This window comes from Streptomyces sp. SirexAA-E (assembly GCF_000177195.2).
Lineage (GTDB): Bacteria > Actinomycetota > Actinomycetes > Streptomycetales > Streptomycetaceae > Streptomyces > Streptomyces flavovirens.
In genome coordinates this window covers 5,052,544-5,076,116 of the sequence record NC_015953.1, presented here as the reverse complement: position 1 = coordinate 5,076,116, position 23,573 = coordinate 5,052,544, and the positions used below count along the sequence as shown (strand labels likewise).

At 72.5% G+C, this 23,573-nt stretch carries 21 protein-coding genes and 1 pseudogene; 13 read left to right on the top strand and 9 right to left on the bottom strand.

Annotated features, from left to right (window positions below):
- Positions 1-135: 135 nt before the first annotated feature.
- Positions 136-1,107 (bottom strand): methylmalonyl Co-A mutase-associated GTPase MeaB, encoded by a 972-nt coding sequence (gene meaB / locus SACTE_RS22810; RefSeq protein ID WP_014048376.1) that lies wholly within the window; start codon positions 1,105-1,107, stop codon positions 136-138.
- A 31-nt stretch (positions 1,108-1,138) separates the two neighbouring features.
- The gene (locus SACTE_RS22805; RefSeq protein ID WP_014048375.1) at positions 1,139-2,341 is read right to left on the bottom strand and encodes an acetyl-CoA C-acetyltransferase; all 1,203 of its coding nucleotides are present in this window, start codon (positions 2,339-2,341) and stop codon (positions 1,139-1,141) included.
- Between the two features lie 134 nt (positions 2,342-2,475).
- Here SACTE_RS22805 and mce point away from each other — a divergent pair, with 134 nt between their 5' ends.
- The 7 genes from mce to SACTE_RS22770 all read left to right on the top strand — a co-directional run bounded on the left by mce (position 2,476) and on the right by SACTE_RS22770 (position 12,099).
- The gene (mce, locus tag SACTE_RS22800) at positions 2,476-2,904 is read left to right on the top strand and encodes a methylmalonyl-CoA epimerase (protein ID WP_014048374.1); all 429 of its coding nucleotides are present in this window, start codon (positions 2,476-2,478) and stop codon (positions 2,902-2,904) included.
- A gap of 240 nt (positions 2,905-3,144) precedes the next feature.
- Positions 3,145-7,002, top strand: a complete 3,858-nt coding sequence (scy, locus tag SACTE_RS22795; RefSeq protein WP_014048373.1) for a polarized growth protein Scy — start codon at positions 3,145-3,147, stop codon at positions 7,000-7,002.
- A 184-nt stretch (positions 7,003-7,186) separates the two neighbouring features.
- Positions 7,187-8,125, top strand: a complete 939-nt coding sequence (locus tag SACTE_RS22790; RefSeq protein WP_014048372.1) for a cellulose-binding protein — start codon at positions 7,187-7,189, stop codon at positions 8,123-8,125.
- An 89-nt stretch (positions 8,126-8,214) separates the two neighbouring features.
- Complete coding sequence (locus SACTE_RS22785) at positions 8,215-9,225, top strand: ATP-binding cassette domain-containing protein (RefSeq protein WP_014048371.1); 1,011 nt, start codon at positions 8,215-8,217, stop codon at positions 9,223-9,225.
- 5 nt (positions 9,226-9,230) lie between these two features.
- Complete coding sequence (locus SACTE_RS22780; protein ID WP_014048370.1) at positions 9,231-10,010, top strand: ABC transporter permease subunit; 780 nt, start codon at positions 9,231-9,233, stop codon at positions 10,008-10,010.
- 140 nt (positions 10,011-10,150) lie between these two features.
- Positions 10,151-11,251, top strand: coding sequence for an ATP-binding cassette domain-containing protein (locus tag SACTE_RS22775; RefSeq protein WP_014048369.1), 1,101 nt, complete (start codon positions 10,151-10,153; stop codon positions 11,249-11,251).
- A complete protein-coding gene (locus SACTE_RS22770; protein WP_014048368.1) occupies positions 11,248-12,099 on the top strand; it encodes an ABC transporter permease subunit in 852 nt (283 codons plus the stop codon). Before SACTE_RS22775 ends, SACTE_RS22770 begins: the two co-directional genes overlap by 4 nt.
- Positions 12,100-12,112: 13 nt before the next feature.
- Here SACTE_RS22770 and SACTE_RS22765 read toward each other — a convergent pair whose 3' ends face one another.
- Positions 12,113-12,442, bottom strand: a complete 330-nt coding sequence (locus SACTE_RS22765) for a hypothetical protein (RefSeq protein ID WP_014048367.1) — start codon at positions 12,440-12,442, stop codon at positions 12,113-12,115.
- A 210-nt stretch (positions 12,443-12,652) separates the two neighbouring features.
- Here SACTE_RS22765 and SACTE_RS22760 point away from each other — a divergent pair, with 210 nt between their 5' ends.
- A complete protein-coding gene (locus tag SACTE_RS22760; protein WP_014048366.1) occupies positions 12,653-13,684 on the top strand; it encodes an LLM class flavin-dependent oxidoreductase in 1,032 nt (343 codons plus the stop codon).
- A gap of 196 nt (positions 13,685-13,880) precedes the next feature.
- Here the strand turns inward: SACTE_RS22760 and SACTE_RS22755 are convergent, their stop codons facing one another.
- Positions 13,881-14,273 (bottom strand): SCO5389 family protein, encoded by a 393-nt coding sequence (locus SACTE_RS22755; RefSeq protein WP_014048365.1) that lies wholly within the window; start codon positions 14,271-14,273, stop codon positions 13,881-13,883.
- A 262-nt stretch (positions 14,274-14,535) separates the two neighbouring features.
- On the opposite strand from SACTE_RS22755, the gene nucS reads away from it, so the two are divergent.
- Positions 14,536-15,207, top strand: coding sequence for an endonuclease NucS (gene nucS / locus SACTE_RS22750; RefSeq protein ID WP_014048364.1), 672 nt, complete (start codon positions 14,536-14,538; stop codon positions 15,205-15,207).
- A 171-nt stretch (positions 15,208-15,378) separates the two neighbouring features.
- Here the strand turns inward: nucS and SACTE_RS22745 are convergent, their stop codons facing one another.
- From SACTE_RS22745 to SACTE_RS33425, 4 genes and pseudogenes are all read right to left on the bottom strand, one after another.
- Positions 15,379-17,913, bottom strand: a complete 2,535-nt coding sequence (locus tag SACTE_RS22745) for an ATP-binding protein (RefSeq protein WP_014048363.1) — start codon at positions 17,911-17,913, stop codon at positions 15,379-15,381.
- Between the two features lie 224 nt (positions 17,914-18,137).
- Positions 18,138-18,461 carry an STAS domain-containing protein gene (locus SACTE_RS22740; RefSeq protein ID WP_014048362.1) on the bottom strand — a complete coding sequence of 108 codons (324 nt, stop codon included), beginning with the start codon at positions 18,459-18,461 and terminating at the stop codon, positions 18,138-18,140.
- Positions 18,462-18,702: 241 nt separating this feature from the next.
- Positions 18,703-19,551, bottom strand: coding sequence for a 3-hydroxyacyl-CoA dehydrogenase family protein (locus SACTE_RS22735; protein WP_019992342.1), 849 nt, complete (start codon positions 19,549-19,551; stop codon positions 18,703-18,705).
- 136 nt (positions 19,552-19,687) lie between these two features.
- Positions 19,688-19,882, bottom strand: a pseudogene (locus tag SACTE_RS33425) (TetR/AcrR family transcriptional regulator); the annotation flags it as partial.
- A gap of 89 nt (positions 19,883-19,971) precedes the next feature.
- Between SACTE_RS33425 and SACTE_RS22730 the strand changes: the two are divergent.
- Together SACTE_RS22730 and SACTE_RS22725 are read left to right on the top strand one after the other, a co-directional pair.
- Positions 19,972-20,160 carry a hypothetical protein gene (locus SACTE_RS22730; protein WP_019992344.1) on the top strand — a complete coding sequence of 63 codons (189 nt, stop codon included), beginning with the start codon at positions 19,972-19,974 and terminating at the stop codon, positions 20,158-20,160.
- Positions 20,161-20,333: 173 nt separating this feature from the next.
- Positions 20,334-20,906, top strand: a complete 573-nt coding sequence (locus tag SACTE_RS22725; RefSeq protein WP_014048360.1) for a cob(I)yrinic acid a,c-diamide adenosyltransferase — start codon at positions 20,334-20,336, stop codon at positions 20,904-20,906.
- Here SACTE_RS22725 and SACTE_RS22720 read toward each other — a convergent pair whose 3' ends face one another.
- Entirely contained in the window at positions 20,907-21,467 is a 561-nt protein-coding gene (locus SACTE_RS22720) for a hypothetical protein (RefSeq protein WP_014048359.1), read from the bottom strand.
- 151 nt (positions 21,468-21,618) lie between these two features.
- Between SACTE_RS22720 and SACTE_RS22715 the strand changes: the two genes are divergently transcribed.
- On the top strand, positions 21,619-22,815 hold the full coding sequence (locus tag SACTE_RS22715) for a histidine kinase (protein ID WP_226995181.1): 1,197 nt from the start codon (positions 21,619-21,621) through the stop codon (positions 22,813-22,815).
- The gene (locus SACTE_RS22710; RefSeq protein ID WP_014048357.1) at positions 22,812-23,459 is read left to right on the top strand and encodes a response regulator transcription factor; all 648 of its coding nucleotides are present in this window, start codon (positions 22,812-22,814) and stop codon (positions 23,457-23,459) included. The genes SACTE_RS22715 and SACTE_RS22710 overlap by 4 nt, the downstream gene beginning before the upstream one ends.
- Positions 23,460-23,573: the final 114 nt, after the last annotated feature.

Sequence of the window (23,573 nt, the reverse complement as noted above, 5' to 3'; positions counted from 1 at the left end):
CCGGGAGCTCACCGCGGGCCGCAGGGCCCGGGGCGGGTGCACGGTGGGCCGCACGGCCCCGAGGCAGTTTCGCGGCAGACCACGCCGCACACCGTCTGACGGCTCCCGGGCGGCCCGCACGCCGCCCGGGAGCCGTCAGGCCTCGGCCGGGCGCCCGGTGAGCCCGGCCACCAGTTCGTCGGCCGCCGCGTACGGGTCGAGCGTGCCCGCCGTGATGCGCTCCGCGAGCGCGCCGAGACGCCGGTCGCCGTGCAGGTCGGCGATCTTCTCGCGGAGCGCCGTGACCGCGATCGTCTCGACCTCGCGGGCCGCACGGGCGGTGCGCCGCCCGACCAGGACGCCGTGCTCCTCCATCCACGCCCGGTGCTTCTCCAGCGCCTCCACCACCTCGTCGACGCCCTCGCCCCGGGCGGCGACCGTCTTCACGATCGGCGGCCGCCAGTCACCGGGGGCGCGGGCCTCGCCCAGGCCCAGCATGTGGTTGAGCTCGCGGGCGGTGGCGTCGGCGCCGTCCCGGTCGGCCTTGTTGACGACGTACACGTCGCCGATCTCCAGGATCCCGGCCTTGGCCGCCTGGATGCCGTCGCCCATGCCCGGGGCCAGCAGCACCACGGAGGTGTCGGCCTGGGAAGCGATCTCCACCTCCGACTGGCCGACCCCCACCGTCTCCACCAGGACGACGTCGCAGCCCGCCGCGTCCAGCACCCGGATCGCCTGCGGCGCCGACCAGGCGAGGCCGCCCAGGTGACCGCGGGTGGCCATCGAGCGGATGTAGACGCCCGGGTCGGAGGCGTGCTCCGACATCCGGACCCGGTCGCCGAGGAGCGCGCCCCCGGAGAACGGCGACGACGGGTCGACGGCCAGCACCCCGACCCGCTTGCCGGCCTTGCGGTAGGCGGAGACCAGGGCCGAGGTGGAGGTGGACTTGCCGACACCCGGGGAGCCGGTCAGCCCGACGACGTACGCGTGGCCCGCCAGCGGTGCCAGGGCCGCCATCACCTCACGCAGCTGGGGCGAGGCCCCCTCCACCAGGGAGATGAGCCGGGCCACCGCACGCGGCCTGCCCTGGCGTGCCTGCTCGACCAGGGTCGGGACGTCCACCTTCACGCTCGGTCTCCTCGCTCGTTCGTCGGGTCCGCTACTTGCCCGGGACCCGGATGATCAACGCGTCGCCCTGACCGCCGCCGCCGCACAGCGCCGCCGCCCCGGTGCCGCCGCCGCGCCGCCTCAGCTCCAGCGCCAGGTGCAGCACCACACGGGCGCCGGACATGCCGATCGGGTGGCCGAGCGCGATCGCGCCGCCGTTGACGTTGACCTTCTCAGACGTGACGCCCAGGTCCTTCATCGACTGGACGGCGACGGCCGCGAAGGCCTCGTTGATCTCGATCAGGTCGAGGTCCTCGACGCCGATGCCCTCCTTCTCCAGGGCGTGCCGGATGGCGCCCGACGGCTGCGACTGGAGCGAGTTGTCCGGCCCGGCGACGTTGCCGTGGGCGCCGATCTCGGCGATCCACTCCAGGCCCAGCTCCTCGGCCTTGGCCTTGCTCATCACGACCACGGCCGCGGCGCCGTCGGAGATCTGCGAGGAGGTGCCCGCGGTGATCGTGCCGTCCTTGGAGAAGGCCGGGCGCAGCTTGCCGAGGGACTCCGCGGTCGTCTCGGGGCGGATGCCCTCGTCCTTCGAGAAGAGGACCGGATCGCCCTTGCGCTGCGGGATCTCGACCGGGGTGATCTCGGCCTCGAAGAGGCCGTTCTTCTGGGCGGCGGCGGCCCGCTGGTGCGACAGGGCGCCGATCTCGTCCTGGGCGGCCCGGTCCAGTCCGAGGCGGGTGTTGTGCCTCTCGGTGGACTCACCCATCGGGATGTTCTCGTAGGCGTCGGTCAGGCCGTCGTGCGCCATGGAGTCGAGCATCTCGATCGCGCCGTACTTGTGGCCCTCGCGGGACTTCGGGAGGAGGTGCGGGGCGTTGGTCATCGACTCCTGGCCGCCGGCCACCACGACGTCGAACTCGCCCGCCCGGATCAGCTGGTCGGCGAGCGCGATCGCGTCCAGCCCGGACAGACAGACCTTGTTGACGGTGAGCGCGGGGACGTTCATCGGGATACCGGCCTTGACCGCGGCCTGGCGCGCGGGGATCTGGCCCGCCCCGGCCTGGAGGACCTGGCCCATGATCACGTACTGCACCTGGTCCCCGCCGATGCCCGCCCGGTCCAGCGCGGCCTTGATGGCCACACCTCCCAGGTCGGCGCCGGAGAAGCTCTTCAGCGAGCCGAGGAGGCGGCCCATGGGCGTACGCGCGCCCGCGACGATCACTGAGGTGGTACCGGTCGTTCCTGACATGAGGCACAGCCCCTAGGGTGAGAAGTGAACGAGGGTTTACTCGAATGTACTGAGCGGTACGGCGCCCGTCATCCGGCTGTGGGTGTGATCGCGCGCACGTTGCGTAACCAACCCCCAGGCGCTGCACTGGTTCCATGCTGACGCGAATCGACCACATCGGAATCGCCTGTTTCGACCTGGACAGGACGGTGGAGTTCTACCGCGCGACCTACGGCTTCGAGGTGTACCACTCCGAGGTCAACGAGGAGCAGGGCGTCCGGGAGGCCATGCTCAAGATCAACGGCACCTCGGACGGCGGGGCTTCGTACCTCCAGCTGCTGGAACCGACCCGGGAGGACTCCGCGGTGGGCAAGTGGCTGGCGAAGAACGGCGAGGGCGTCCACCACATCGCGTTCGGGACGGCCGACGTGGACCAGGACGCCGCGGACATCCGGGAGAAGGGGGTCCGGGTGCTGTACGACGAGCCCAGGACCGGTTCCATGGGGTCCCGGATCACCTTCCTGCACCCCAAGGACTGTCACGGGGTCCTGACGGAACTGGTCACGTCCCGGGCCGAGCACTGACCTGAGGATTCCCGGCCCGGTAGAGTGGGCGGTTCCGGGCCGGGGCCGGGTCGGGGCCGTGCCGCGTCCTCGCCGTTGATCTGTCACCATTCCCCGGGGGACCGTTCGCCGGCGAGCGGTACTCGTGTGGAGTTGCGACCAGGGTTGGGGCCTCCCCTGCTCAGTGGGGCATCCCCTGCTCGAACGAAGTTGAGAGCTTGGGGAAGAAGTTGAGAGCTCGGGGAAGGATGGGACCGCGCAGTGCGGGGCTACGAAAGCCAGCAGAGCCACCGAGCTGACGACGACCATCTCTCGCGGTTCGAAGCCGAGATGGACCGGCTGAAGACCGACCGGGAGAAGGCCGTCCAGCACGCCGAGGACCTCGGTTACCAGGTCGAGGTCTTGCGCGCCAAGCTGCACGAGGCGCGGCGCAATCTCGCCAACCGTCCGGCACACGACAGCGCGGATCTCGGCTACCAGGCCGAGCAGATGCTCCGTAACGCCCAGGCCCAGGCCGACCAGATGCGCACCGACGCCGAGCGCGAGTTGCGCGAGGCCAGGGCGCAGACACAGCGGATCCTCCAGGAGCACGCCGAGCACCAGGCCCGCCTCCAGGCGGAGTTGCACACGGAGGCGGTGCAGCGGCGCCAGCAGCTCGACCAGGAACTGGCGGAGCGCCGGCAGACCGTCGAGTCGCACGTCAACGAGAACGTCGCCTGGGCCGAGCAGTTGCGCGCCCGCACGGAGTCCCAGGCCCGTCGGCTGCTGGACGAGTCCCGCAACGAGGCGGAGCAGTCGCTGGCCGCCGCCCGCGCCGAGGCCGCCCGGCTCGCCGAGGAGACCCGGCAGCGCCTCAACTCCGAGGCGGAGGCGGCCCGTGCCGAGGCCGAGAACACGCTGCTGCGGGCCCGCCGGGACGCCGAGCGGCTGCTGGAGGCCGCCTCCACCCAGGCCCAGGAGGCCGCCGCGCACGCCGAGCGGCTGCGCTCGACGGCCACCGCCGAGACCGATCAGACCCGGCAGCGGACCACCGAGCTGAACCGGGCCGCCGAGCAGCGCACGCAGGAGGCCGAGACCCGGCTGCGCGAGGCCCGGCTGGAGGCCGAGAAGGTCGTCGCCGAGGCGAAGGAGGCCGCGGTCAAGCGGCTGGCCGGCGCCGAGTCGCAGAACGAGCAGCGCACCCGTACGGCCAAGGCCGAGATCGCCCGGCTGGTCGGCGAGGCCACCCAGCAGGCCGAGACGCTCAAGGAGGAGGCCGAGCAGGCGCTCGCCGACGCCAGGGCGAAGGCCGAACGGCTCGTCACCGAGGCGGCGGAGAAGGCCCGTACGGTCGCCGCCGAGGACGCCGCGGCCCAGCTCGCCAAGGCGGCCCGCAGCGCCGAGGAGGTCCTCACCAAGGCCTCCGAGGACGCCAGGTCCACCACCAAGGCGGCCGCCGAGGAGGCCGACCGGATCCGCCGCGAGGCGGAGGCCGAGGCCGACCGGCTGCGGGGCGAGGCCGCCGAACAGGCCGAGACGCTCAAGGGCGCGGCCAAGGACGACACCAAGGAGTACCGGGCCAAGACGGTCGAACTCCAGGAGGAGGCCCGGCGGCTGCGCGGCGAGGCGGAGCAGCTGCGCTCCGAGGCCGTCGCCGAGGGCGAGCGCATCCGTGGCGAGGCCCGCCGGGAGGCAGTGCAGCAGCTGGAGGAGGGTGCCCGCACCGCCGAGGAGCTGCTGACCAAGGCGAAGGCGGACGCCGAGGAGCTGCGGACCTCCGCGGGCGCCGAGAGCGAGAAGGTCAAGGCCGAGGCGGCCGAGCGCGCCGCGGCGGTGCGCAAGCAGGCCGAGGAGGCGCTGGAACGCAGCCGCGCCGAGGCCGAGAAGGTGCGCGCCGACGCCGAGGAGCAGGCGGCCGCCGTGACGGCCGCGGCGGAGGCGGCGGCCGAGACGCTGCGCGAGGAGACCGAGCGGGCCGTGGAGGCCCGCAAGGCGGAGGCGGCCGACGAGCTGACCCGGCTGCGCACCGAGGCGGAGAGCCGGGTCACGGCGGCCGAGGAGACGCTCGGCGAGGCGCGCACGGAGGCGGAGCGGATCCGCCGCGAGACGGCCGAGGAGTCCGAGCGGCTGCGCACGGAGGCCGCCGAGCGGGTACGCACGCTCCAGGAGCAGGCCGAGACCGAGGTCGAACGGCTGCGCACCGAGGCGGCTTCGGACGCCGCGCAGTCCCGGGCCGAGGGCGAGTCCGTGGCCGTACGGCTGCGCACCGAGGCGGCCACCGAGGCGGAGCGGCTCAAGACCGAGGCGCAGGAGAGCGCCGACCGGTTGCGCGCCGAGGCCGCGGCCGCCGCCGAGCGGGTCGGCACGGAGGCCGCGGAGGCCCTGGCCGCCGCCCAGGAGGAGGCCAACCGGCGTCGCCGCGAGGCCGAGGAGACCCTGTCCTCGGCGCGTACGGAGGCGGAGCAGGAGCGTGAGCGGGCCCGCGAGCAGAGCGAGGAACTGCTGGCCTCCGCCCGTAAGCGGGTCGAGGAGGCCGGGACCGAGGCGCAGCGCCTGGTCGAGGAGGCGGAGAGCCGCGCCACGGAGCTGGTCTCCACGGCCGAGCAGACCGCCCAGCAGGTCCGCGACGCGGTTGCCGGGCTCCATGAGCAGGCCGAGGAGGAGATCGCCGGGCTGCGGTCCGCCGCCGAGCACTCCGCGGAGCGTACGAGGGCCGAGGCCGAGGCGGAGGCGGACCGGGTCCGTTCCGACGCCCACGCCGAGCGGGAGCGGGCCACCGAGGACGCCGACCGGATCCTCCAGGTCGCGCACGAGGAGTCGGAGGCCGCCAAGGGCCTGGCCGAGCGGACCGTGTCCGAGGCGATCACCGAGTCGGAGAAGCTGCGCTCGGACGCCGCGGAGTACAGCCAGCGGGTCCGCACCGAGGCGTCCGACGCCCTGGCGTCCGCCGAGCGCGACGCCTCACGGGCCCGCGCCGAGGCGCGGGAGGACGCCAACCGGATCCGTTCCGAGGCGGCCGCCCAGGCCGACCTGCTGGTCGGCGAGGCGACGAGCGAGAGCGAGCGGCTGCGCACCGAGGCCGCCGAACAGGCCCAGCGGGTCACCACCGAAGCGACGAGCGAGAGCGAGCGGCTGCGCACCGAGGCCGCCGAACAGGCCCAGCGGGTCACCGCCGAGGCGGCCGGCGAGGCCGAGCGGCTGCGCGCGGAGGCGGCGCAGACCGTGGCTTCCGCGCAGGAGCACGCGGCCCGCACCCGGGAGGAGTCGGAGCGGATGCGCGCCGACGCGGAGTCGGCGGCCGAGCAGATGCGCGCCGAGGCACGCCAGGACGCGGACCGGATGCTGGACGAGGCGCGGGAGGCCGCGGCGAAGCGCCGTGCCGACGCCGCCGAGCAGGCCGACCAGCTGGTGGCCAAGGCCCAGGAGGAGGCGCTGCGCGCCGCCACCGAGGCCGAGAAGCAGGCAGACACGATGGTCGGGGCCGCCCGCAACGAGGCGGTGCGCATCACCTCGGAGGCGACCGTCGAGGGCAACTCCCTGGTGGAGCGGGCCCGTACGGACGCGGACGAGCTGCTCGTCGGCGCCCGCCGGGACGCCACCGCCACCCGGGAGCGCGCGGAGGAGCTCCGGGCCCGCATCGAGAGCGAGGTCGAGGAGCTGCACGAGCGTGCCCGCCGGGAGACGTCCGAGCAGATGAAGACCGCGGGCGAGCGCGTCGACAAGCTGATGAAGGCGGCGACCGAGCAGCGCGCCGAGGCCGAGGCGAAGGCCAAGGAGCTGCTCGCGGACGCCAATTCGGAGGCGAGCAAGGTGCGCATCGCCGCTGTGAAGCGCGCCGAGTCGCTCCTCAAGGAGGCCGAGACCAAGAAGGCCGAGCTGACCCGCGTCGCCGAGAAGCTGCGCGCCGACGCCGAGGCGGAGGCGAAGAAGATCGTCGACGACGGGCGCCGCGAGCTGGATCTGCTGGTGCGCAGACGCGAGGACATCAACACGGAGATCTCCCGTGTCCAGGACGTGCTCGAGGCGCTGGAGTCCTTCGAGTCACCGGCGGGCACGGGCAAGGCGCAGGGCGGCGGCACGGGGGTCAAGGCCGGCGCGGCGGCGGGCAACCGATCAGGAGGGAAGGCTTCGGACGGATAGCCGGTCCGCCGGTTCGGCATGAACATTCAACCCTGCGGTGGCAAGCGGTCCGGCGGTCAGCCACCCAAAAGGGGTGTCATTCTCCATATCAAAGCGGCAACTTCATGCTGACACGCCGCCCAGGCCCCTAGGATTCCCTCCAAGGACTCCTAACACCCCACCGGTCTCATTCGACAGGAACCCCATGAGCGACCCTTCCTCCCCCTCCGGCTTCGACTTCGTGCGACGTGGGTACGACCGCAGTCAGGTGGACGACCGCATTGCCAAGCTCGTCGCCGACCGTGACAGTGCCCTCGCGCGCATCACCTCCCTGGAGAAGCGCATCGAGGAACTCCACCTCGAGACGCAGAACGCCCAGGCCCAGGTCAACGACGCCGAGCCGTCGTACGCCGGGCTCGGCGCGCGCGTCGAGAAGATCCTCCGCCTCGCCGAGGAGGAGGCGAAGGACCTGCGTGAGGAGGCCCGCCGCGCGGCCGAGCAGCACCGCGAGCTGGCCGAGTCCGCCGCCCAGCAGGTGCGCAACGACGCCGAGTCGTTCGCCGCCGAGCGCAAGGCGAAGGCCGAGGACGAGGGCGTCCGCATCGTCGAGAAGGCCAAGGGCGAGGCCGGTGCCCTGCGCACCGAGGCGCAGCGGGACGCCCAGCAGAAGCGCGAGGAGGCCGACGCCCTCTTCGAGGAGACCCGTGCCAAGGCCGCCCAGGCCGCCGCGGACTTCGAGACGAACCTCGCCAAGCGCCGCGAGCAGTCGGAGCGCGACCTCGCGTCCCGCCAGGCGAAGGCCGAGAAGCGTCTGGCCGAGATCGAGCACCGTGCCGAGCAGCTCCGCCTGGAGGCCGAGAAGCTCCGTACGGACGCCGAGCGCCGGGCCCGTCAGACGGTGGAGACCGCGCAGCGCCAGGCCGAGGACATCGTGGCCGACGCGAACGCCAAGGCCGACCGGATCCGCAGCGAATCGGAGCGCGAGCTGGCGGCGCTCACCAACCGCCGCGACTCGATCAACGCCCAGCTGACCAACGTCCGCGAGATGCTGGCGACGCTGACGGGTGCCGCGGTGGCCGCCGCCGGCTCCCCGGTCGAGGACGAGTCCGCGAGCCGCGGGGTCCCCGCCCAGCAGACCCGCTGACGCCCGCGCAGCGGCCGTACGAACCAATTCACGCGCCCGGTTCCACCTATGTGGTGGCGCCGGGCGCGCGGCCGATCTAGCGTGAACGCATGATCGAGCTGGACGGCCTCACCAAGCGCTTCGGCAACAAGGTTGCCGTGGACCACCTGTCATTCCGGGTCAGACCGGGGATGGTGACGGGCTTTCTGGGCCCCAACGGCGCGGGCAAGTCCACCACCATGCGCATGATGCTGGACCTCGACAACCCGACCAGTGGTTCGGTGCGCATCGACGGCAGGCACTACCACGAGCTCCAGGAGCCCCTGAAGCACATCGGCGCGCTGCTCGACGCGAAGTCGATGCACGGCGGACGCAGCGCGTACAACAACCTCCTGTGTCTGGCCCAGAGCAACCGCATCCCGGCGAGCCGGGTCTCCCACGTGCTCGACACCGTCGGCCTCAGCGCGGTGGCGAAGAAGAAGTCGAAGGGGTTCTCCCTCGGCATGGGGCAGCGACTGGGAATCGCGGCGGCGCTCCTGGGTGATCCCGAGATCCTGATGTTCGACGAGCCCGTCAACGGTCTGGACCCCGAGGGAATTCACTGGATCCGCAATCTGATGAAGGCGCTCGCGGCGGAAGGGCGGACGATCTTCGTTTCCTCCCATCTGATGAGTGAAATGGCTCTGACCGCAGATCATCTGATCGTGATCGGCCAGGGCCGGCTGCTGGCCGACACCTCCATGGCGGACTTCATCCACGAGAATTCCCGGAGTTTTGTGCGGGTGCGTTCACCCGAGCAGGAGCGGCTGCGCGACCTGCTGCACGCGGCGGGGATCGAGGCCGTCGCCTCGGGCGAGGGCGCGCTGGAGATCGACGGTGTGGCGCCGGAGCGGATCGGCGAGCTGGCCGCGGAGCACCGGATCGTGCTGCACGAGCTCAGCTCCCAGCGGGCTTCGCTGGAGGACGCCTTCATGCAGATGACGGCGGGCTCCGTGGAGTACCACGCGCACTCCGAGCGGGACGGGGCCCAGCCGCCGCCGGTCGGCCCGCACTGGGGCGATCAATGGGACGGGCGGACAGATCCCGGCTCCGGCTCCGGCGACGTTACGAAGGGCGCGTGACAGCGATGGCATCGGTACCCGCGGTCCTGAACTCGGAATGGACCAAGATCCGCACGGTCTCGTCGACCACCTGGACCCTGATCTCGGCGTTCGTCGTCACGGTCGCCATGGGCGCGGCTCTCAGCGCGTTGCTGAACAGCCAGTTCGACGACCTGCCCACCGCCGAGCGCGCCACGTTCGACGCCACCTACGTCGGCTTCTCCGGCATGACCCTGGGCCAGCTCGCCATGGTCGTCTTCGGCGTCCTGGTGGTCGGTACGGAGTACAGCTCGGGCATGATCCGCACCTCGCTGGCGGCCGTGCCGCAGCGCGGCTCGTTCCTGTTCAGCAAGATCGCGGTGGCCGGTGCGCTGGCCCTGGTGGTCGGCCTCGCCACCAGCTTCGTGACGTTCTTCGTGAGCCAGGCGCTGCTGGGCGACCACCGTACGGACATCGGGGCGGAGAACGTGCTGCGCGCGGTCTTCGGCGGAGGCGTCTACATGGGGCTGATCGCGATCTTCTCCATGGGCGTCGCCACCATGCTGCGCAGCTCCATGCTGTCGCTCGGCATCCTGATGCCGTTCTTCTTCCTGGTCTCGCAGATCCTGTCGGCGGTGCCGGGCGCCAAGACCGTGGCCCGCTACTTCCCGGACCAGGCGGGCTCCAAGATCATGCAGGTGGTGCCCGACGCGATGAACAGCGACCCCGCGCCGTACGGGCCGTGGGCCGGGCTGGGCATCATGGCGCTCTGGGTGATCGCGGCGCTGGCCGGCGGCTACCTCGTGCTGAGGAAGCGGGACGCCTGACACCGCCCCGTACACGGTGGTCCCGCCGCCCGGCGACTTGGCCGGAACCATGACGCGCTGGTTATCCTCCTAACTCTGACGGGGGCGTGCGGCCGAGCGGCCTGTGCCCCGACGGCACAGACGTTCGATAGGGCTGGAGAATGATCGAGGCGGTAGGCCTGACGAAGCGCTACGGCGCCAAGACGGCCGTGGACAACCTCTCCTTCCAGGTGCGGCCGGGGGCCGTCACGGGTTTCCTCGGCCCCAACGGGTCGGGGAAGTCCACGACCATGCGGATGATCGTCGGCCTGGACCGGCCGACGGCCGGCCGTGTGACGGTCGGCGGGCACCCCTTCCGCAGCCTTCCCAACGCACCGCGGCAGGTGGGGGCCCTCCTCGACGCCAAGGCCGTGCACGGCGGGCGGAGCGCCCGCAACCACCTGCTGAGCCTGGCCCAGCTGGCCGGGATCCCGACGGCGCGGGTGGACGAGGTGCTCGGGGTCGTCGGCCTCCAGGACGTCGCGAAGCGGCGGTCCAGCGGCTTCTCGCTCGGCATGGGCCAGCGGCTCGGGATCGCGGCGGCGCTGCTCGGGGACCCCCGGGTCCTGCTCTTCGACGAGCCGGTCAACGGTCTCGACCCCGAGGGCATCCACTGGGTGCGCAACCTGATGAAGCAGCTCGCCTCCGAGGGGCGCACGGTCTTCGTCTCCAGCCACCTGATGAGCGAGATGGCGCTCACCGCCGACCACCTGATCGTGATCGGGCGCGGGCAGCTGCTGTCCGACATGAGCGTGAAGGACTTCATCTCGGCCAATTCCGCGGACTTCGCCCGGGTGCGTGTCCCCCCGGAGCCCGAGCAGCGGGAGAAGCTGACGGCCGCGCTCACCGAGGCGGGCGGGCGGGTCATGCCCGAACCCGACGGGGCCCTGCGGGTCACCGGGCTGCCGTTGCCCCGGATCAGCGATCTGGCGCACGGGGCCGGCGTCCGGCTCTGGCAGCTCTCACCGCACCAGGCCTCGCTGGAGGAGGCGTACATGCGGATGACGCAGGGGGCCGTGGACTACCGCTCGACGGCGGACGCCAAGGAAGGGCTCGTGCCCCCGCCGCCCCCTTACGAGCTCCCCCCGGACTCCGGGCTCGCGCAGCCCCCGGAGCTTCCGCAGCGGGGCTGGTACGCGCCGCCGCCGCCCGGGCGGAGCCCGGCCGCCCCGGCCCCTTCCCCGCACCCGACCGAGCGTGAGACCAGCGAGGAATCCCGATGACGACCCCGGCGGCCCCGCCGCCTCCCCCGTACCCGGACCGCTCACCCGGCCGGGACGGGGAGCAGGCCCCTTCGGCCCCTGTCCGCACGCCCGGACTCGGTGACGCCGTCGCGTCGGAGTGGACGAAGATCCGTTCCGTGCGCTCCACGGTGTGGACGCTCGGTGTGATGGTCCTGCTGCTGCTGGGGGTGGGCCTGCTCACCGCCGTCGCCATCCGTGCCGCGGACGCCGACCTCCAGGACGAGCCGGTGCTCAGCCTCGGGTTCTTCGGTGTGCTGCTCGGTTCGATCTGCGTGATCACCCTGGGCGTCCTGACGATCGCCTCCGAGTACGGCACCGGCCTGATCCGCACGACGCTGGCGGTCTGCCCCAGCAGGTCCCGGGTGCTGATCGCGAAGTCGATCGTCTTCTTCCTGCTCTCCTTCACCGTCACCACGGTGACCGCCGGGGTCGTCGGGGTGCTGCAGACCGCGATCCTGGACGGGGGTACGCCGACCGCCGGCGAGTGGCTGGGCGCCACGGTCGGCGTGGGGCTCTACGTCGCGCTGCTCGGGCTGCTGGCGCTGGCGCTCGGCGCCGTCGTCCGGCACTCGGCCGGGGCGATCACGATCATGATCGGCGTGGTCCTGCTGCCGCTGGTGCTGGCGATGTTCATGTTCACGGACACGCTCGACTCGGTGCGCCAGGTCCTGTTCGAGTACTCGATCCCGAGCCAGCTGGCCTCGCTGTACGACACGCCGATCACCCTGTCGGGGCCCTCCGGCTGGGACTCCGTGCTCATCCTCACCTGCGTGACCGCCGTGGCCATGGGCGCGGCCCTGGCCTCGCAGGACCGGCGGGACGTCTGAGGCGCCGCCCGCCTCAGTGGCGCGGCGCGTTCCGGGACCGCTGCACCTTCGTGGTGCGGCGGTCCTTCGCGTTCCAGCAGGCCTTGTGCCAGTGCCTGCGGTCGTCGACCCCGCCGTACTCCGGCCAGGCGACCAGGTGGGGCATCCCGGAGGGGATCTCCTGGTCGCAGCCGGGGCAGCGGTAGCGCTTGCCCGCAGCGCTCGCACCGCTGAGCAGGCGTACCGACCACTCCTCGCCCTGCCAGCTCTCGGTGAGCCCGTCCCCGCCGTACCGCCCGAACGCCTCGCGTGCGTTGCCGGTGGGACTGTCGCCGCCTCGGGGGCGGTTGCGGCGCGGGGACACGGAACACCTCACAGGGCGGTACGGACTGGTCGCTCAAGCCTAGAGCCATCGACACCGCTGTCCGGTGCCCGCGTGACGGGTGCGACGGGTGCGGACGGGTGGGTTACCGGAAAATCGCAACAACTTCGCCGTGGACCGTGCCTTTGGCACGTGTCAGACGTTGTTGCCGGTAGGGGGAGAGCCGCGTCGGCCGCAAGGAGGTAACAGGCGATGCGCGTGGGAACGTTCGTACTGGCAGCACAGTTTCCGGGTCAGGGACAGGGCGAGGCCCTGCACCGGGCCGTCCGGTCCGCGGAGGTCGCGGAGGAGGCCGGGCTCGACACGGTCTGGCTGGCCGAGCATCATTTCGTGCCGTACGGGGTCTGCCCGTCCGCGGTGACCCTGGCCGGGCTGCTGCTCGGCCGCACCCGCCGGATCCGGGTGGGCACGGCGGTGAGCGTGCTGCCCACCCAGCACCCGGTCACGCTCGGGGAGCAGGCGGCCCTGCTGCACCTGACCAGCGGCGGCCGCTTCACCCTCGGGGTGGGGCGCGGAGGGCCGTGGGTCGATCTGGAGGTGTTCCAGAGCGGCCTGGAGGCGTACGAGAAGGGGTTCCCCGAGTCGCTGGAGCTGCTTCTGGAGTGGCTGCGCGAACCCCGGGTCGCGGGGCGCGGGAAGCGGTTCGGCTTCCGTGAGGTGGCGGTGGTGCCGCGTGCCGACGAACTCCTCGGCGACGGCCCTGCGGGCCCCGAGGTGATCGTTGCGTGCACGTCGCCAAAAAGCGTGAAACTCGCCGCTGAAAGGGGTTTGCCGATGCTGCTCGGGATGCATTGCGGCGACGAGGAGAAGGCCGACATGGCCGCGCTGTGGCGCTCGGCCGCCCGGGAGGCCGGTCAGCCGGCCGACGTCGTGGAGCACGTCGCACATGTGTCCGCGGGGGTGGCTCAGGTCGCCGACCGTGCCGACGACGCCGTGGAGACCTTGGTGAAGGCCATGCCGGGCTGGCTGCGGCAGGGGCTGGACGCGCATGTGACGGTCGACGGTCGGCACCGGGTGATGCGTGACCCGGTCGCGTACACGGAGTATTTGTGCGGTCTGCATCCGGTGGGGCCGCCCAGGCTGGCCGCCGACCGGCTCGCGGCCACGGCGGAGCGGACGGGCATCACCCGCTTCGCGCTCCTGGTCGAGGGGTCGGGCGACCTCGCCGCGACGGAGGAGAACGTGCGACGGCTGGGCACGGACGTGCTGCCGTTGCTGAAGTGATCCGTACATGCGCGTGTGCGGTCCTGGTGGCGCGGTGGTACGAGCGTGGCGCGGTGGTACGAGCGTGGCGCGGTGGTACGAGCGTGGCGCGGTGGTACGAGCGTGATGCGGTGGTACGAGCGTGGTGCGGTGGTACGAGCGCTGCCGCCCCGGAGCCAGTTGCACCTCCCGCGGCCCGAAGCGGCAGCTGAGGCGTTCAGCAGTCCCGTAGTTCGGGCGACTGGTTGAGCAGCTGGCCTCTCACCGAGGTGAATTTGGCGAGCCGCTCGTCGACCGAGGCGTCCAGCGGGAACACCGCGACGCGGTGGCAGTTCTGGAATGCCAGGCGCACTCCGAAGTGCCGCTGGAGCGCGCCGCGTATCGCATCACTCGCGAGCGCGCGCAGCAGCTGACCACGTGCCTGCTCGTCCGGCGGCGGCGTCTGGTTGTCGGCGAACTGTCCGCCGTCCACCTTCAGCTGGGCCACCAGGGAGCTGATCATCTCCCATGCGTAGGGCAGGGAGGTCCGGACGCAGTCGACGAAGTCGGCTTCGTCGACCTCGCCTCGCTCGGCCTGTTCCAACAGGGCCGGTGAGACGTCGAGCGACATGGGTTCTCCTCTCGCGACCCCGGCAGGTGGCCGGGGCCTTACGGGCAGGGAAGGAGGACGGCGACGCTGCGTACACAGGCGGCGACCTCCTGCTTCCACGGTAAGCGCGCAGTCCGGGCCGCACCAGGAGATTGGGAACACAACCGGCCAACAACGAACAGTCGCAAAGAGGGGCAAGCCAGAACCGCAGCCGTCAAGAGGTGTACGGGACGGGGGCAGGGAAATCGCGTCGAGCGACCCTTGTCGAGTAGCGTTGCCGACCATGCGTCTCGTCATCGCCCGTTGCTCCGTCGACTATGCGGGCCGGCTCACTGCCCACCTGCCCTCCGCGCCCCGCCTGATCCTGGTGAAGGCGGACGGCAGCGTCTCGATCCACGCCGACGACCGGGCGTACAAACCGCTCAACTGGATGTCGCCGCCGTGCACCCTGAAGGAGGGTGCGGACGGCAGCGAGGGCGTCTGGACCGTGGTGAACAAGGCGGGCGAAAAATTGATCATCACCATGGAGGAAATCCTTCATGACTCGTCGCACGAGCTGGGTGTGGACCCGGGTCTCATCAAGGACGGGGTGGAGGCGCACCTCCAGGAGTTGCTCGCCGACCGCATCGAGACGATCGGCGAGGGCTACACCCTGATCCGCCGCGAGTACCCCACCGCGATCGGCCCGGTCGACATCCTGTGCCGGGACGCGGACGGGGCGACGGTGGCCGTCGAGCTGAAGCGCCGGGGCGACATCGACGGTGTGGAGCAGCTGACCCGTTATCTGGAGCTGCTGAACCGCGATCCCCATCTGGCGCCGGTACGAGGCGTGTTCGCGGCCCAGGAGATCAAGCCGCAGGCCCGTGTGCTGGCGACGGACCGCGGGATCGGGTGCCTGGTCCTGGACTACGACGCGATGCGGGGCATCGAGGACGACAAGCTCCGGCTGTTCTGAGGGCGGGCCCGGCGGGGCCCGTCGGGGCCCGGTGCGCCGTCGGGCCTGCTCGGTCGGTCCGAGCGCTTCACCGTGCGGGCGCCTTCCGGGGGCCGTGAACCGGCCCTTGTCCCCTCGGGCCACCGGCGGGTCCGCAGGGCCCCGCCTGTGCGCGGGGCCCTGCGCCCGCGGTCAGGCGAGCGTGGTCGGGGTGGTGTCGGACGTCCCGTCCGGCGCCGGGCCGTCGCTCGTCGCCGACGCCGTCGCGGTCGCCGACTCCGCGGGGCCGCTCGCCGAGTTCGAGGACTCGGGTCCGCTCGGAGGGGTCGTCGGGGTGGTCTCCGTCGGATCGGGGGTCGGCTCGGTCGTGGGATCGGTCGGCTCGGCCGTCGTCGGGGTGGGCGATGTGGACTTCGTCGGTGTCCTGCTCGGCGAGGGGTCGCCGGACGTCGGCCGGTCGCTGGGGCTGCCGCTCGTCGCGTCGTCCGACGAGGGGCTCGTCCCGGGCTCCGAGGCGCTCGGGGACGGCGTCCCGCTGTCGGACGGGCTCGCGGTGCCCGAGGAGTCCGTGGAGGGGGCCCTGGAGCCGGACGTGACGTCGTCCGCCGTGTCCTCGTCTCCCGGCTCGTCCTCCGGGAGCCCGCTCTCGCCGTCGTCCTCGTCCGCCGACTGCTCGGTCGTGACGTTCTTGCCCTCCGGGTCCTCGCCGCCCGAGGTCGCCCCCAGGGTCACCACCGTGCCCAGCACGGCTGCCAGCAGTGCGCCGGCGCCGACGGCGACGAGATTGCGCCGTGCCCCCCGGAGCACACCGATCCGGGCCGCGGAGGCGCCCGTGGCCTTGGCGGCGGGCGCGACGGCCCGGGGCGCGATCAGCGTCGAGGGTTCCTCGGCCGGGCGGGCGGCGAACACCGGCCCCACCGCGGGCGGGCCGGGCACACCGGACGGCGACAGCGACTCCTCGTGTCGGGCGGCCGGCACCTCCTCGCCGGACGGGGTGCGCCCGGCCACCGGCAGGGGCAGGCCTGACCGGTCGGTGACGAGGGCGAGGGCCCTGCGGCCCGCCACCGCCCCGGGCTTGTCGGCGAGCGCGCCGCGCATGCCGATGGAGACCTCCAGCTCGGCCCGGGCGCGGTCCAGGTTCCCGGCGCAGAGCGCGAGCACGCCCAACTCGTGGTGGAAGTAGGCCTCCTCGGCGACCTCACCGGCGATCCGGGCGGCCTCCTGGCCGATCCTGAGGGCCTTCTCCCAGGCGCCCCACCGCATCCCCGCCGCGAAGGCCGGAGCGGCGCTGCGGGCCAGCAGCACGGCGGCGCTGGCCGTTCCCGCGTGGTCACCGCCCGGCACGAGGTGCGTCAGCGCGGCGAGCACGGCGTCCGCCTCGGCGACGGCCCGCTCCGGGGTGACGGACGGGTGGCCCGCCCACCAGGCGTAGTGCTGGGCGGCGTTGCGGGCGAAGGTGTCCGCCTCCTCGCCGTATCCGCTCGCCTCCAGCTGGGCCAGGACACCGGCCGCCAGCCGGTAACGGGGCCCGGCCGGGGAGAGCAGGCCGCACACGAACAGTTCGCCCAGGGCGGCGTCGGCGTGCGTGTCCCCCACCAGCGCCGGCAGATGCGCCTGGTGCGGCACCTCGCCGCCGAGCGCGACGGCGAACCGCAGGGTCTGCCGGGCCGCCTCCGTCATCCGGGAGCCCAGCAGCGCCGCCGGTGCCGCGCCCTCGCCGAGGCTCGGCAGGGGTACGTCGACCGGCGCGGGCCGCCCGAAGGGCAGGTCGTCCTGGTCGCCGTCCTCGTAGCCGTCGAAGGCCTCGGGGTCGGTGCGCAGCTGGTCCCGCTGGCGCAGCAGGGCACCGGCCTGGACGAAGCGGAGCGGCAGCCCCTGCGACTCGAACCAGAGGTCGCCCGCCCAGTTGGCCTCCTCGTCGGTGAGGGTGCGTTCCACGACGTGTTCCAGCAGTTCGATCGAGGCGGCGCGGCCGAGACCGGAGAGGAAGACCTCCTCCAGGTTGGAGTCGGAGGTCGGAGCGGCCACCTCGGGACCCGCGCCGAACAGGAAGGCGCATTCCGGCGTGGCGTCGAGCAGTTCCTCCAGCGCGCTGCCGCCCAGCTCCAGGTCGTCCAGGACGACGACCGCGCCGATACCGCGGACGAGCGCCTCCAGTTCCTCACGGCCGGGGCGGTACAGCGGGGAGCGGTGTACGGCCTCGAAGAGCCCGTACAGCAGCTCGTTGGCGGTGCGCCGGTGGCCGGAGAGCCGTACGACGCCGTCGGGCGCCAGGTCCGCGCAGTCGGCGGCGACGGCGTTCAGCAGGGCCGTACGGCCGGAGCCGGCGGGACCGGTGAGCCGTACCGAGCGGCCCTGGGCCAGCAGCCGTACCAGCCGCTCGCGCTCCTCCTCGCGTTCCAGCAGGGGCAGTCGCGGTCCGGGAGGGCCCGGCGGGACGGGCGGGGCGGTGGCGCGCTCGCGCTCGGCGCGTTCGGCCGCGGTGCGCCGTACGGGGGCGGCGGGCTGCATCCCGGGCGGGCACGGCTCGATCTCGCTGCCGTCGACCGGGTTGACGGTGAGCAGGAAGTCGCCGGTGATCAGCTGCACCGTGCGGGACTGCTGCGGTGTCTGGAGCCCGAAGTCGGGCGTCAGCGGCTCGCGTGACTGCCGGCGCCGCACGGCGTCCTCGGCGATACGGTCGTTGCCGTGGCCGTACTCTTCCGGTCCCCGGTTGGTCGGGTCCATGGTCAAAGCCCCCAGACGCGTGGCGCGCGGTTTGCCCCTCCGGCCTCGCACGCTCCGCTGTCGCTTCCGGTCCGGTGTCCGCCCAGTGGGTTCGTCAGTAGCAGACGGCCGAACCCTAAACCTTCGCACAGTATCCCCGCACCGGCGGGGGCCCGCGCCGTCCAAGACGTCACGGTCTCGTGAGGATTGTGCGGGTGGTCCCCGACCGCACGATCTTCGGACGTTCAGACACGTGGCAGGGAGTCCGCGGCGATCCCGCCCTCGATGGCCAGAATGCGGTGCAGCCGGGTCGCCACCAGGAGGCGCTGCATCTGCGGAGGCACACCGCGCAGCACCAGCCGGCGTCCGGCCCGGCCCGCTCTGCGGTGCGCGCCCATGATGACGCCGAGTCCGGTGGCGTCCCAGGAGTCCAGCTCGGTCATGTCCAGCACGAGGTCACCGGCTCCGTCGTCGACGGCCGAGTGCAGGACCGTACGGGCGTCCGCCGCGCTTCGGACGTCGAGGCGGCCCCCGACGGCCAGTTCGGCGTGGTCGCCCCTGATGTGCATATGCGCTCCCCGGAAGTACTCCGCAGCATGGTCGGTCTGTCTGGTTCTCCACTGTCTCTGCCACAACTGACGGCCACGGCGACAGGGAAGTTGCCGTCTGTAAGCGAACCGATACCGAATTCACCCTGAGGGGTGACAGGGGTTCGCCCTGTACCAGTGGATCGTGGTGCGCCCGGCACCGGATCCCGGGCCCCATGGGGCTGCCTGACGAGCTGTCAGGCAGCCGGGGGGCCGGAAACGATCAGTAGGTGTAGAAGCCCTGCCCGCTCTTGCGGCCGATGTCACCTGCGTCGACCATCCGGCGCATCAGCTCAGGAGCGGCGAACTTCTCGTCCTGCGACTCGGTGTAGATGTTGCCCGTCGCGTGCAGCAGGATGTCGACACCGGTCAGGTCCGCCGTCGCCAAGGGGCCCATGGCGTGGCCGAAGCCGAGCTTGCAGGCGGTGTCGATGTCCTCGGCCGTGGCGACGCCCGACTCGTACAGCTTGGCGGCCTCGACGACGAGCGCCGAGATCAGCCGGGTGGTGACGAAGCCCGCGACGTCACGGTTGACGACGATGCAGGTCTTGCCGACCGACTCGGCGAACTCCCGCGCGGTGGCGAGGGTTTCGTCGCTGGTCTTGTAGCCGCGCACCAGCTCGACCAGCTGCATCATCGGCACGGGCGAGAAGAAGTGCACACCGACGACGCGCTCCGGACGCTCCGTCACGGCCGCGATCTTGGTGATCGGGATCGCGGAGGTGTTGGAGGCGAGGACGGCCTCCGGGCGGACGATCTTGTCGAGGGCGCGGAAGATCTCGTGCTTGACCTCGAGCTTCTCGAACACGGCCTCCACGACGAGGTCCGCGTCGGCCACGGCGTCGAGGTCGGTGGTCGTGGTGATCCGGCCCAGCGCGGCCTCGGCGTCGGCGGCCTCCATCCTGCCCTTGGCGACGAACTTGCCGTAGCTGGCCTCGATGCCGCCGCGCCCGCGGCTCAGGGCCTCGTCGGTGACGTCGCGCAGCACGACGTCCCAGCCCGCCTGGGCGGAGACCTGCGCGATACCGGACCCCATGAGTCCGGCGCCGATGACGGCGAGCTTCCTGGCCACGTTGGCACCCCTATGCGTTCTCATCGGTCGGTTCCTGCACTTGACTCTCCGCCGGAGGTTAGTACCCGTGAGGCGCCCTGGGGCCGTGAAGAGATGCGCGTCACGTCTCACATGACGGACATCACACCGTCCGACGTCACCGGTGCGATCGGCGCCCGTAGTTGAGGACCTTGTCGCCGAGGAGGCCCCCGACGCCGTCGAGCAGGTCGAGCGCCTCCCTGGACACCTCCGCGGGCTTGCGGCCGGCGACCGTCTCGCAGCCGGTGCACCCCATGAGAGTGCCGTGCGCCCAGGAGAGCTGACCGGCCACCAGGATCGCGGTCCGGTCACCGGCGCGGCCTCGGCGGCGGACTCGTCCGCGTCACGGGCCCGGGACGTGGCGCGCAGCCGGTCGACGATGCCCCGGCTGCGGTCCGGGCCGTGCCGTCCGTCGACCTGACGGTCCGGGCGGGCGAGGTCATCGGCCTGCTCGGACCCGACGGCGCGGGCAGAACCGCCACCCCGCGGATGCCCACCACACGGCTCGCTCCCACCGCCACCCCGCGGATGCCCACCGCGCGGCTCGCTCCCACCGGCGGCCCGCCACCGTCGCCGGGTGCGAACCGATGAGGGACCCGGCTCGGTGCGTGAGAAGTGCGGTGACGTCGTCCAGTCCGGTGGCCTCGCCCCGCACACCACCGTGCGGGGCCCTGGTCGCGGTGGGGCTACGCGCTGCCGGGCGTGACGGCCGGCACACGCGCCTTCCGCAGCGCGGGGACCTGAGGGCTCATTAGGGTGGGCCCATGGTCAATCTGACGCGCATCTACACCCGTACCGGCGACCAGGGCACCACCGCCCTCGGCGACATGAGCCGCACCGCCAAGACCGATCTGCGGATCGCGGCGTACGCGGACGCCAACGAGGCCAACGCCGTCATCGGTACGGCGATCGCGCTCGGCGGTCTGGCCGAGGACGTCGTCAAGGTCCTCGTCCGCGTCCAGAACGACCTGTTCGACGTGGGCGCGGACCTGTCCACCCCGGTGGTCCCGGACCCGAAGTACCCGCCGCTGCGGGTCGAGCAGTCCTACGTCGACAAGCTGGAGGCGGACTGCGACACCTTCCTGGAGGAGCTGGAGAAGCTGCGGAGCTTCATCCTTCCGGGCGGTACTCCCGGGGCCGCGCTGCTGCACCAGGCCTGCACGGTCGTCCGCCGGGCCGAGCGGTCCACCTGGGCGGCGCTGGAGGTGCACGGCGACGTGATGAACGCGCTGACCGCCACCTACCTCAACCGCCTCTCCGACCTCCTGTTCATCCTCGCCAGGACGGCGAACAAGGAACTCGGCGACGTCCTGTGGGTGCCGGGCGGCGAGCGCTGATCAGCGGCCCGCCCCCACCCGGTCCTTCCCGGGATCCCGTTTGGGGAAGAGCGTGTAGCTCCCGGCGATGACGAGGTTGACGCCGATCACCCAGAGCATCTTCTGCTGCCACATCCGCAGGGACCCCGTGCCGCCGTCCGCGCCGACGTACCGTGCGGCCGCCTCGAGCAGGGCCAGCGCCGTCACGCAGGCCAGGATCCAGCGGCCCGCCGTGCGCCACTCGTGGACGGCCCGGGCCCTGCCGTACTTGGGCGGCCGTACCGGCGGCGGGCCGCCCGCGAAGCGGTGGGCGACCCGGGCGTCCACCCACGTGACGGTGGAGTGGCCGAGACCGACGGTGAAACCGATGTAGACGGCGGCCAGGCCGTGCTTCCAGTCGGGAGCGGCACCGTTCCTCAGGTCGACGGCGGTCACCACCAGCAGGACCACCTCCAGCAGCGGCTCGCACAGCAGCACGGCGGCGCCCAGCCGGGGCATCCGCGCGACGTACCGCAGTCCGAGTCCCACGGCCAGCAGCACCCAGAACGCGGCCTCGCACAGCACGATCAGCGTGACGATCACGGCACTCCTCCTTCGGGTCCCCTCCAGGCTTCCGTGCGCGGCGCACCGGGGCGTCGTCACCGGTGACGACGTGCGACTGCATCCTTCGATGTAGCCGTGCCTCCTCCCGGCCACCGAGGCCGTGCGCGCCGCCGCCGTGTTGGATGGAGGCGTGTCCACCTCTGCGCGCCCGCACCGCTCCCGACCGCACCGCCAGGACGTGCTGATCGGGGTCGTCGGGCTGGCCGGCGGACTGCTGCTCTGGGCGGTGGGCCTGCACACCCAGGGCGGCTTCTTCGGCGCGCACTGGGTGGCGCTCCTACCGCTGGTGGTGACGGCCGCCCTGGAGCCGCTGCGCCGGACCAGGCCGCAGACCGCGCTGGCCCTGGGCACGCTCGCGCTGGTCGCCGACCAGTTCACGACGGGCAGCCTGGCGACGGTCCTGATGTACACCGACCTGATGTACGCGGCCGTGGTGTACGGGAGCCCGACCGCCGCCCGGCGCATCCCGGTCGCCACCTTCCTGGTCACCGTGGCGGCCACCGTCGGGTTCTCCGCCTGGCTCCGGGTCTCCGAGGCGCTGCTGTTCGGCGTGGTGACCGGACTGGTCTCCTTCGCCCCGGCCCTCACCGGCGTCGGTGTGCGCAATCACCGCGAGGCCGCCCAGGCGGCCCGGCTGCGGGCCGAACAGACGGCCCTGCTGGCCGAGGTGGACCGGACCCAGGCGGTGACCGCCGAACGGGCCAGGATGGCCCGGGAGCTGCACGACCTGGTCGCCGGCCATCTCTCCGCGATCGCCATCCACTCCACCGCGGCGCTCTCCATCGACGACCCGGCCACCTCCCGCGACGCCCTCGGGGTGATCCGGCACAACAGTGTGGAGGGGCTGGCAGAGATGCGGCGGCTGATCGGACTGCTGCGGGACAGCGGCGGGGACGACGGGCCGGGGGTGGCGCCGACGCTCGCCTCCCTGGACGCCCTCGTCGCCCAGGCCCGGTCGAACGCCGCGTCCAGCGGCCTGACCGTCACCCTGGACGACATCCGCGCCCGGACCGGCCCGCTGCCCGCCCCGGTGGAACTGGCCGCCTACCGCATCGTCCAGGAGTCCCTGACGAACGCGCTGAAGCACGCGGCGCCGGGCCCGGTGACGGTACGTCTGGAACGCTCGGACACCGGTCTGACGGTGGAGGTGACCAGCGTCGTCGGCGACCGTCCCGGGCCACGCGCCCCCGGTTCGGGGGCCGGGCTGGCGGGGATGGCGGAGCGGGTGAAGCTCCTCGGCGGGACGATCGGCACGGGGCCGGCGGACGGCGGCGAGATCTGGCGGGTGCGGGCGGAGCTGCCTGTGGAGGAAGGGACGTACGCATGACCATCCGGGTACTGGTCGCCGAGGACCAGTCGGCGGTGCGCGCGGGGCTGGCGCTCATTCTGGGCAGCGCGCCGGACATCGAGGTCGTGGGCGAGGCCGCGGACGGTGAGGCCGCCGTGCGCCTGGCCCGCGAACTGCGCCCGGACGTGGTGCTGATGGATGTGCAGATGCCCCGGCTCGACGGGGTGTCGGCGACGCGTCAGGTGGTGGCCGAGCGGCTCGCCGACGTCCTGGTGCTGACGACGTTCGACCTGGACGCCTACGTGTTCGGGGCGCTGCGCGCGGGGGCGGCGGGGTTCCTGCTGAAGAACACCGAGGCGCACGACCTGCTGGACGCCGTCCGCACGGTGGCGGGCGGCGAGGGCATGATCGCCCCGGCGGTGACCCGCCGGCTGATCGCCGAGTTCGCGGGAGCGACGGCCGCGAGGGACGGCGCACCCGACCCCGCGGTGCTGGACGCGCTCACCCGGCGGGAGCGCGAGGTGCTGGGCTGCCTGGGGCAGGGGCTGTCGAACGCGGAGATCGCCGGGCGGCTCTCGATGGCGGAGGCGACGGTGAAGACGCACGTCAGCAGGCTCCTGGGAAAGCTGGAGCTGCGCAGCAGGGTGCAAGCGGCCGTCCTCGCTCAGGAGTTGGGCCTCTAACGCCGGTTCCGGAACTTTGGTCTGGACCTCTTGACGATTGGTCCAGACCTTCCTAATCTCACCGAGCACACTGCGGTGAGTACGCCATGACAAGCGCGCTCAGGGCGACGCAGG

What these genes read in the sequence shown, in the direction of transcription:
- SACTE_RS22805 (WP_014048375.1), bottom strand. Translation starts at nt 2,341, where the DNA reads ATGTCAGGAACGACCGGTACCACCTCAGTGATCGTCGCGGGCGCGCGT.
- mce (WP_014048374.1), top strand. Translation starts at nt 2,476, where the DNA reads ATGCTGACGCGAATCGACCACATCGGAATCGCCTGTTTCGACCTGGAC.
- SACTE_RS22790 (WP_014048372.1), top strand. Translation starts at nt 7,187, where the DNA reads ATGAGCGACCCTTCCTCCCCCTCCGGCTTCGACTTCGTGCGACGTGGG.
- SACTE_RS22785 (WP_014048371.1), top strand. Translation starts at nt 8,215, where the DNA reads ATGATCGAGCTGGACGGCCTCACCAAGCGCTTCGGCAACAAGGTTGCC.
- SACTE_RS22780 (WP_014048370.1), top strand. Translation starts at nt 9,231, where the DNA reads ATGGCATCGGTACCCGCGGTCCTGAACTCGGAATGGACCAAGATCCGC.
- SACTE_RS22775 (WP_014048369.1), top strand. Translation starts at nt 10,151, where the DNA reads ATGATCGAGGCGGTAGGCCTGACGAAGCGCTACGGCGCCAAGACGGCC.
- SACTE_RS22770 (WP_014048368.1), top strand. Translation starts at nt 11,248, where the DNA reads ATGACGACCCCGGCGGCCCCGCCGCCTCCCCCGTACCCGGACCGCTCA.
- SACTE_RS22760 (WP_014048366.1), top strand. Translation starts at nt 12,653, where the DNA reads ATGCGCGTGGGAACGTTCGTACTGGCAGCACAGTTTCCGGGTCAGGGA.
- SACTE_RS22755 (WP_014048365.1), bottom strand. Translation starts at nt 14,273, where the DNA reads ATGTCGCTCGACGTCTCACCGGCCCTGTTGGAACAGGCCGAGCGAGGC.
- nucS (WP_014048364.1), top strand. Translation starts at nt 14,536, where the DNA reads ATGCGTCTCGTCATCGCCCGTTGCTCCGTCGACTATGCGGGCCGGCTC.
- SACTE_RS22745 (WP_014048363.1), bottom strand. Translation starts at nt 17,913, where the DNA reads ATGGACCCGACCAACCGGGGACCGGAAGAGTACGGCCACGGCAACGAC.
- SACTE_RS22740 (WP_014048362.1), bottom strand. Translation starts at nt 18,461, where the DNA reads ATGCACATCAGGGGCGACCACGCCGAACTGGCCGTCGGGGGCCGCCTC.
- SACTE_RS22725 (WP_014048360.1), top strand. Translation starts at nt 20,334, where the DNA reads ATGGTCAATCTGACGCGCATCTACACCCGTACCGGCGACCAGGGCACC.
- SACTE_RS22710 (WP_014048357.1), top strand. Translation starts at nt 22,812, where the DNA reads ATGACCATCCGGGTACTGGTCGCCGAGGACCAGTCGGCGGTGCGCGCG.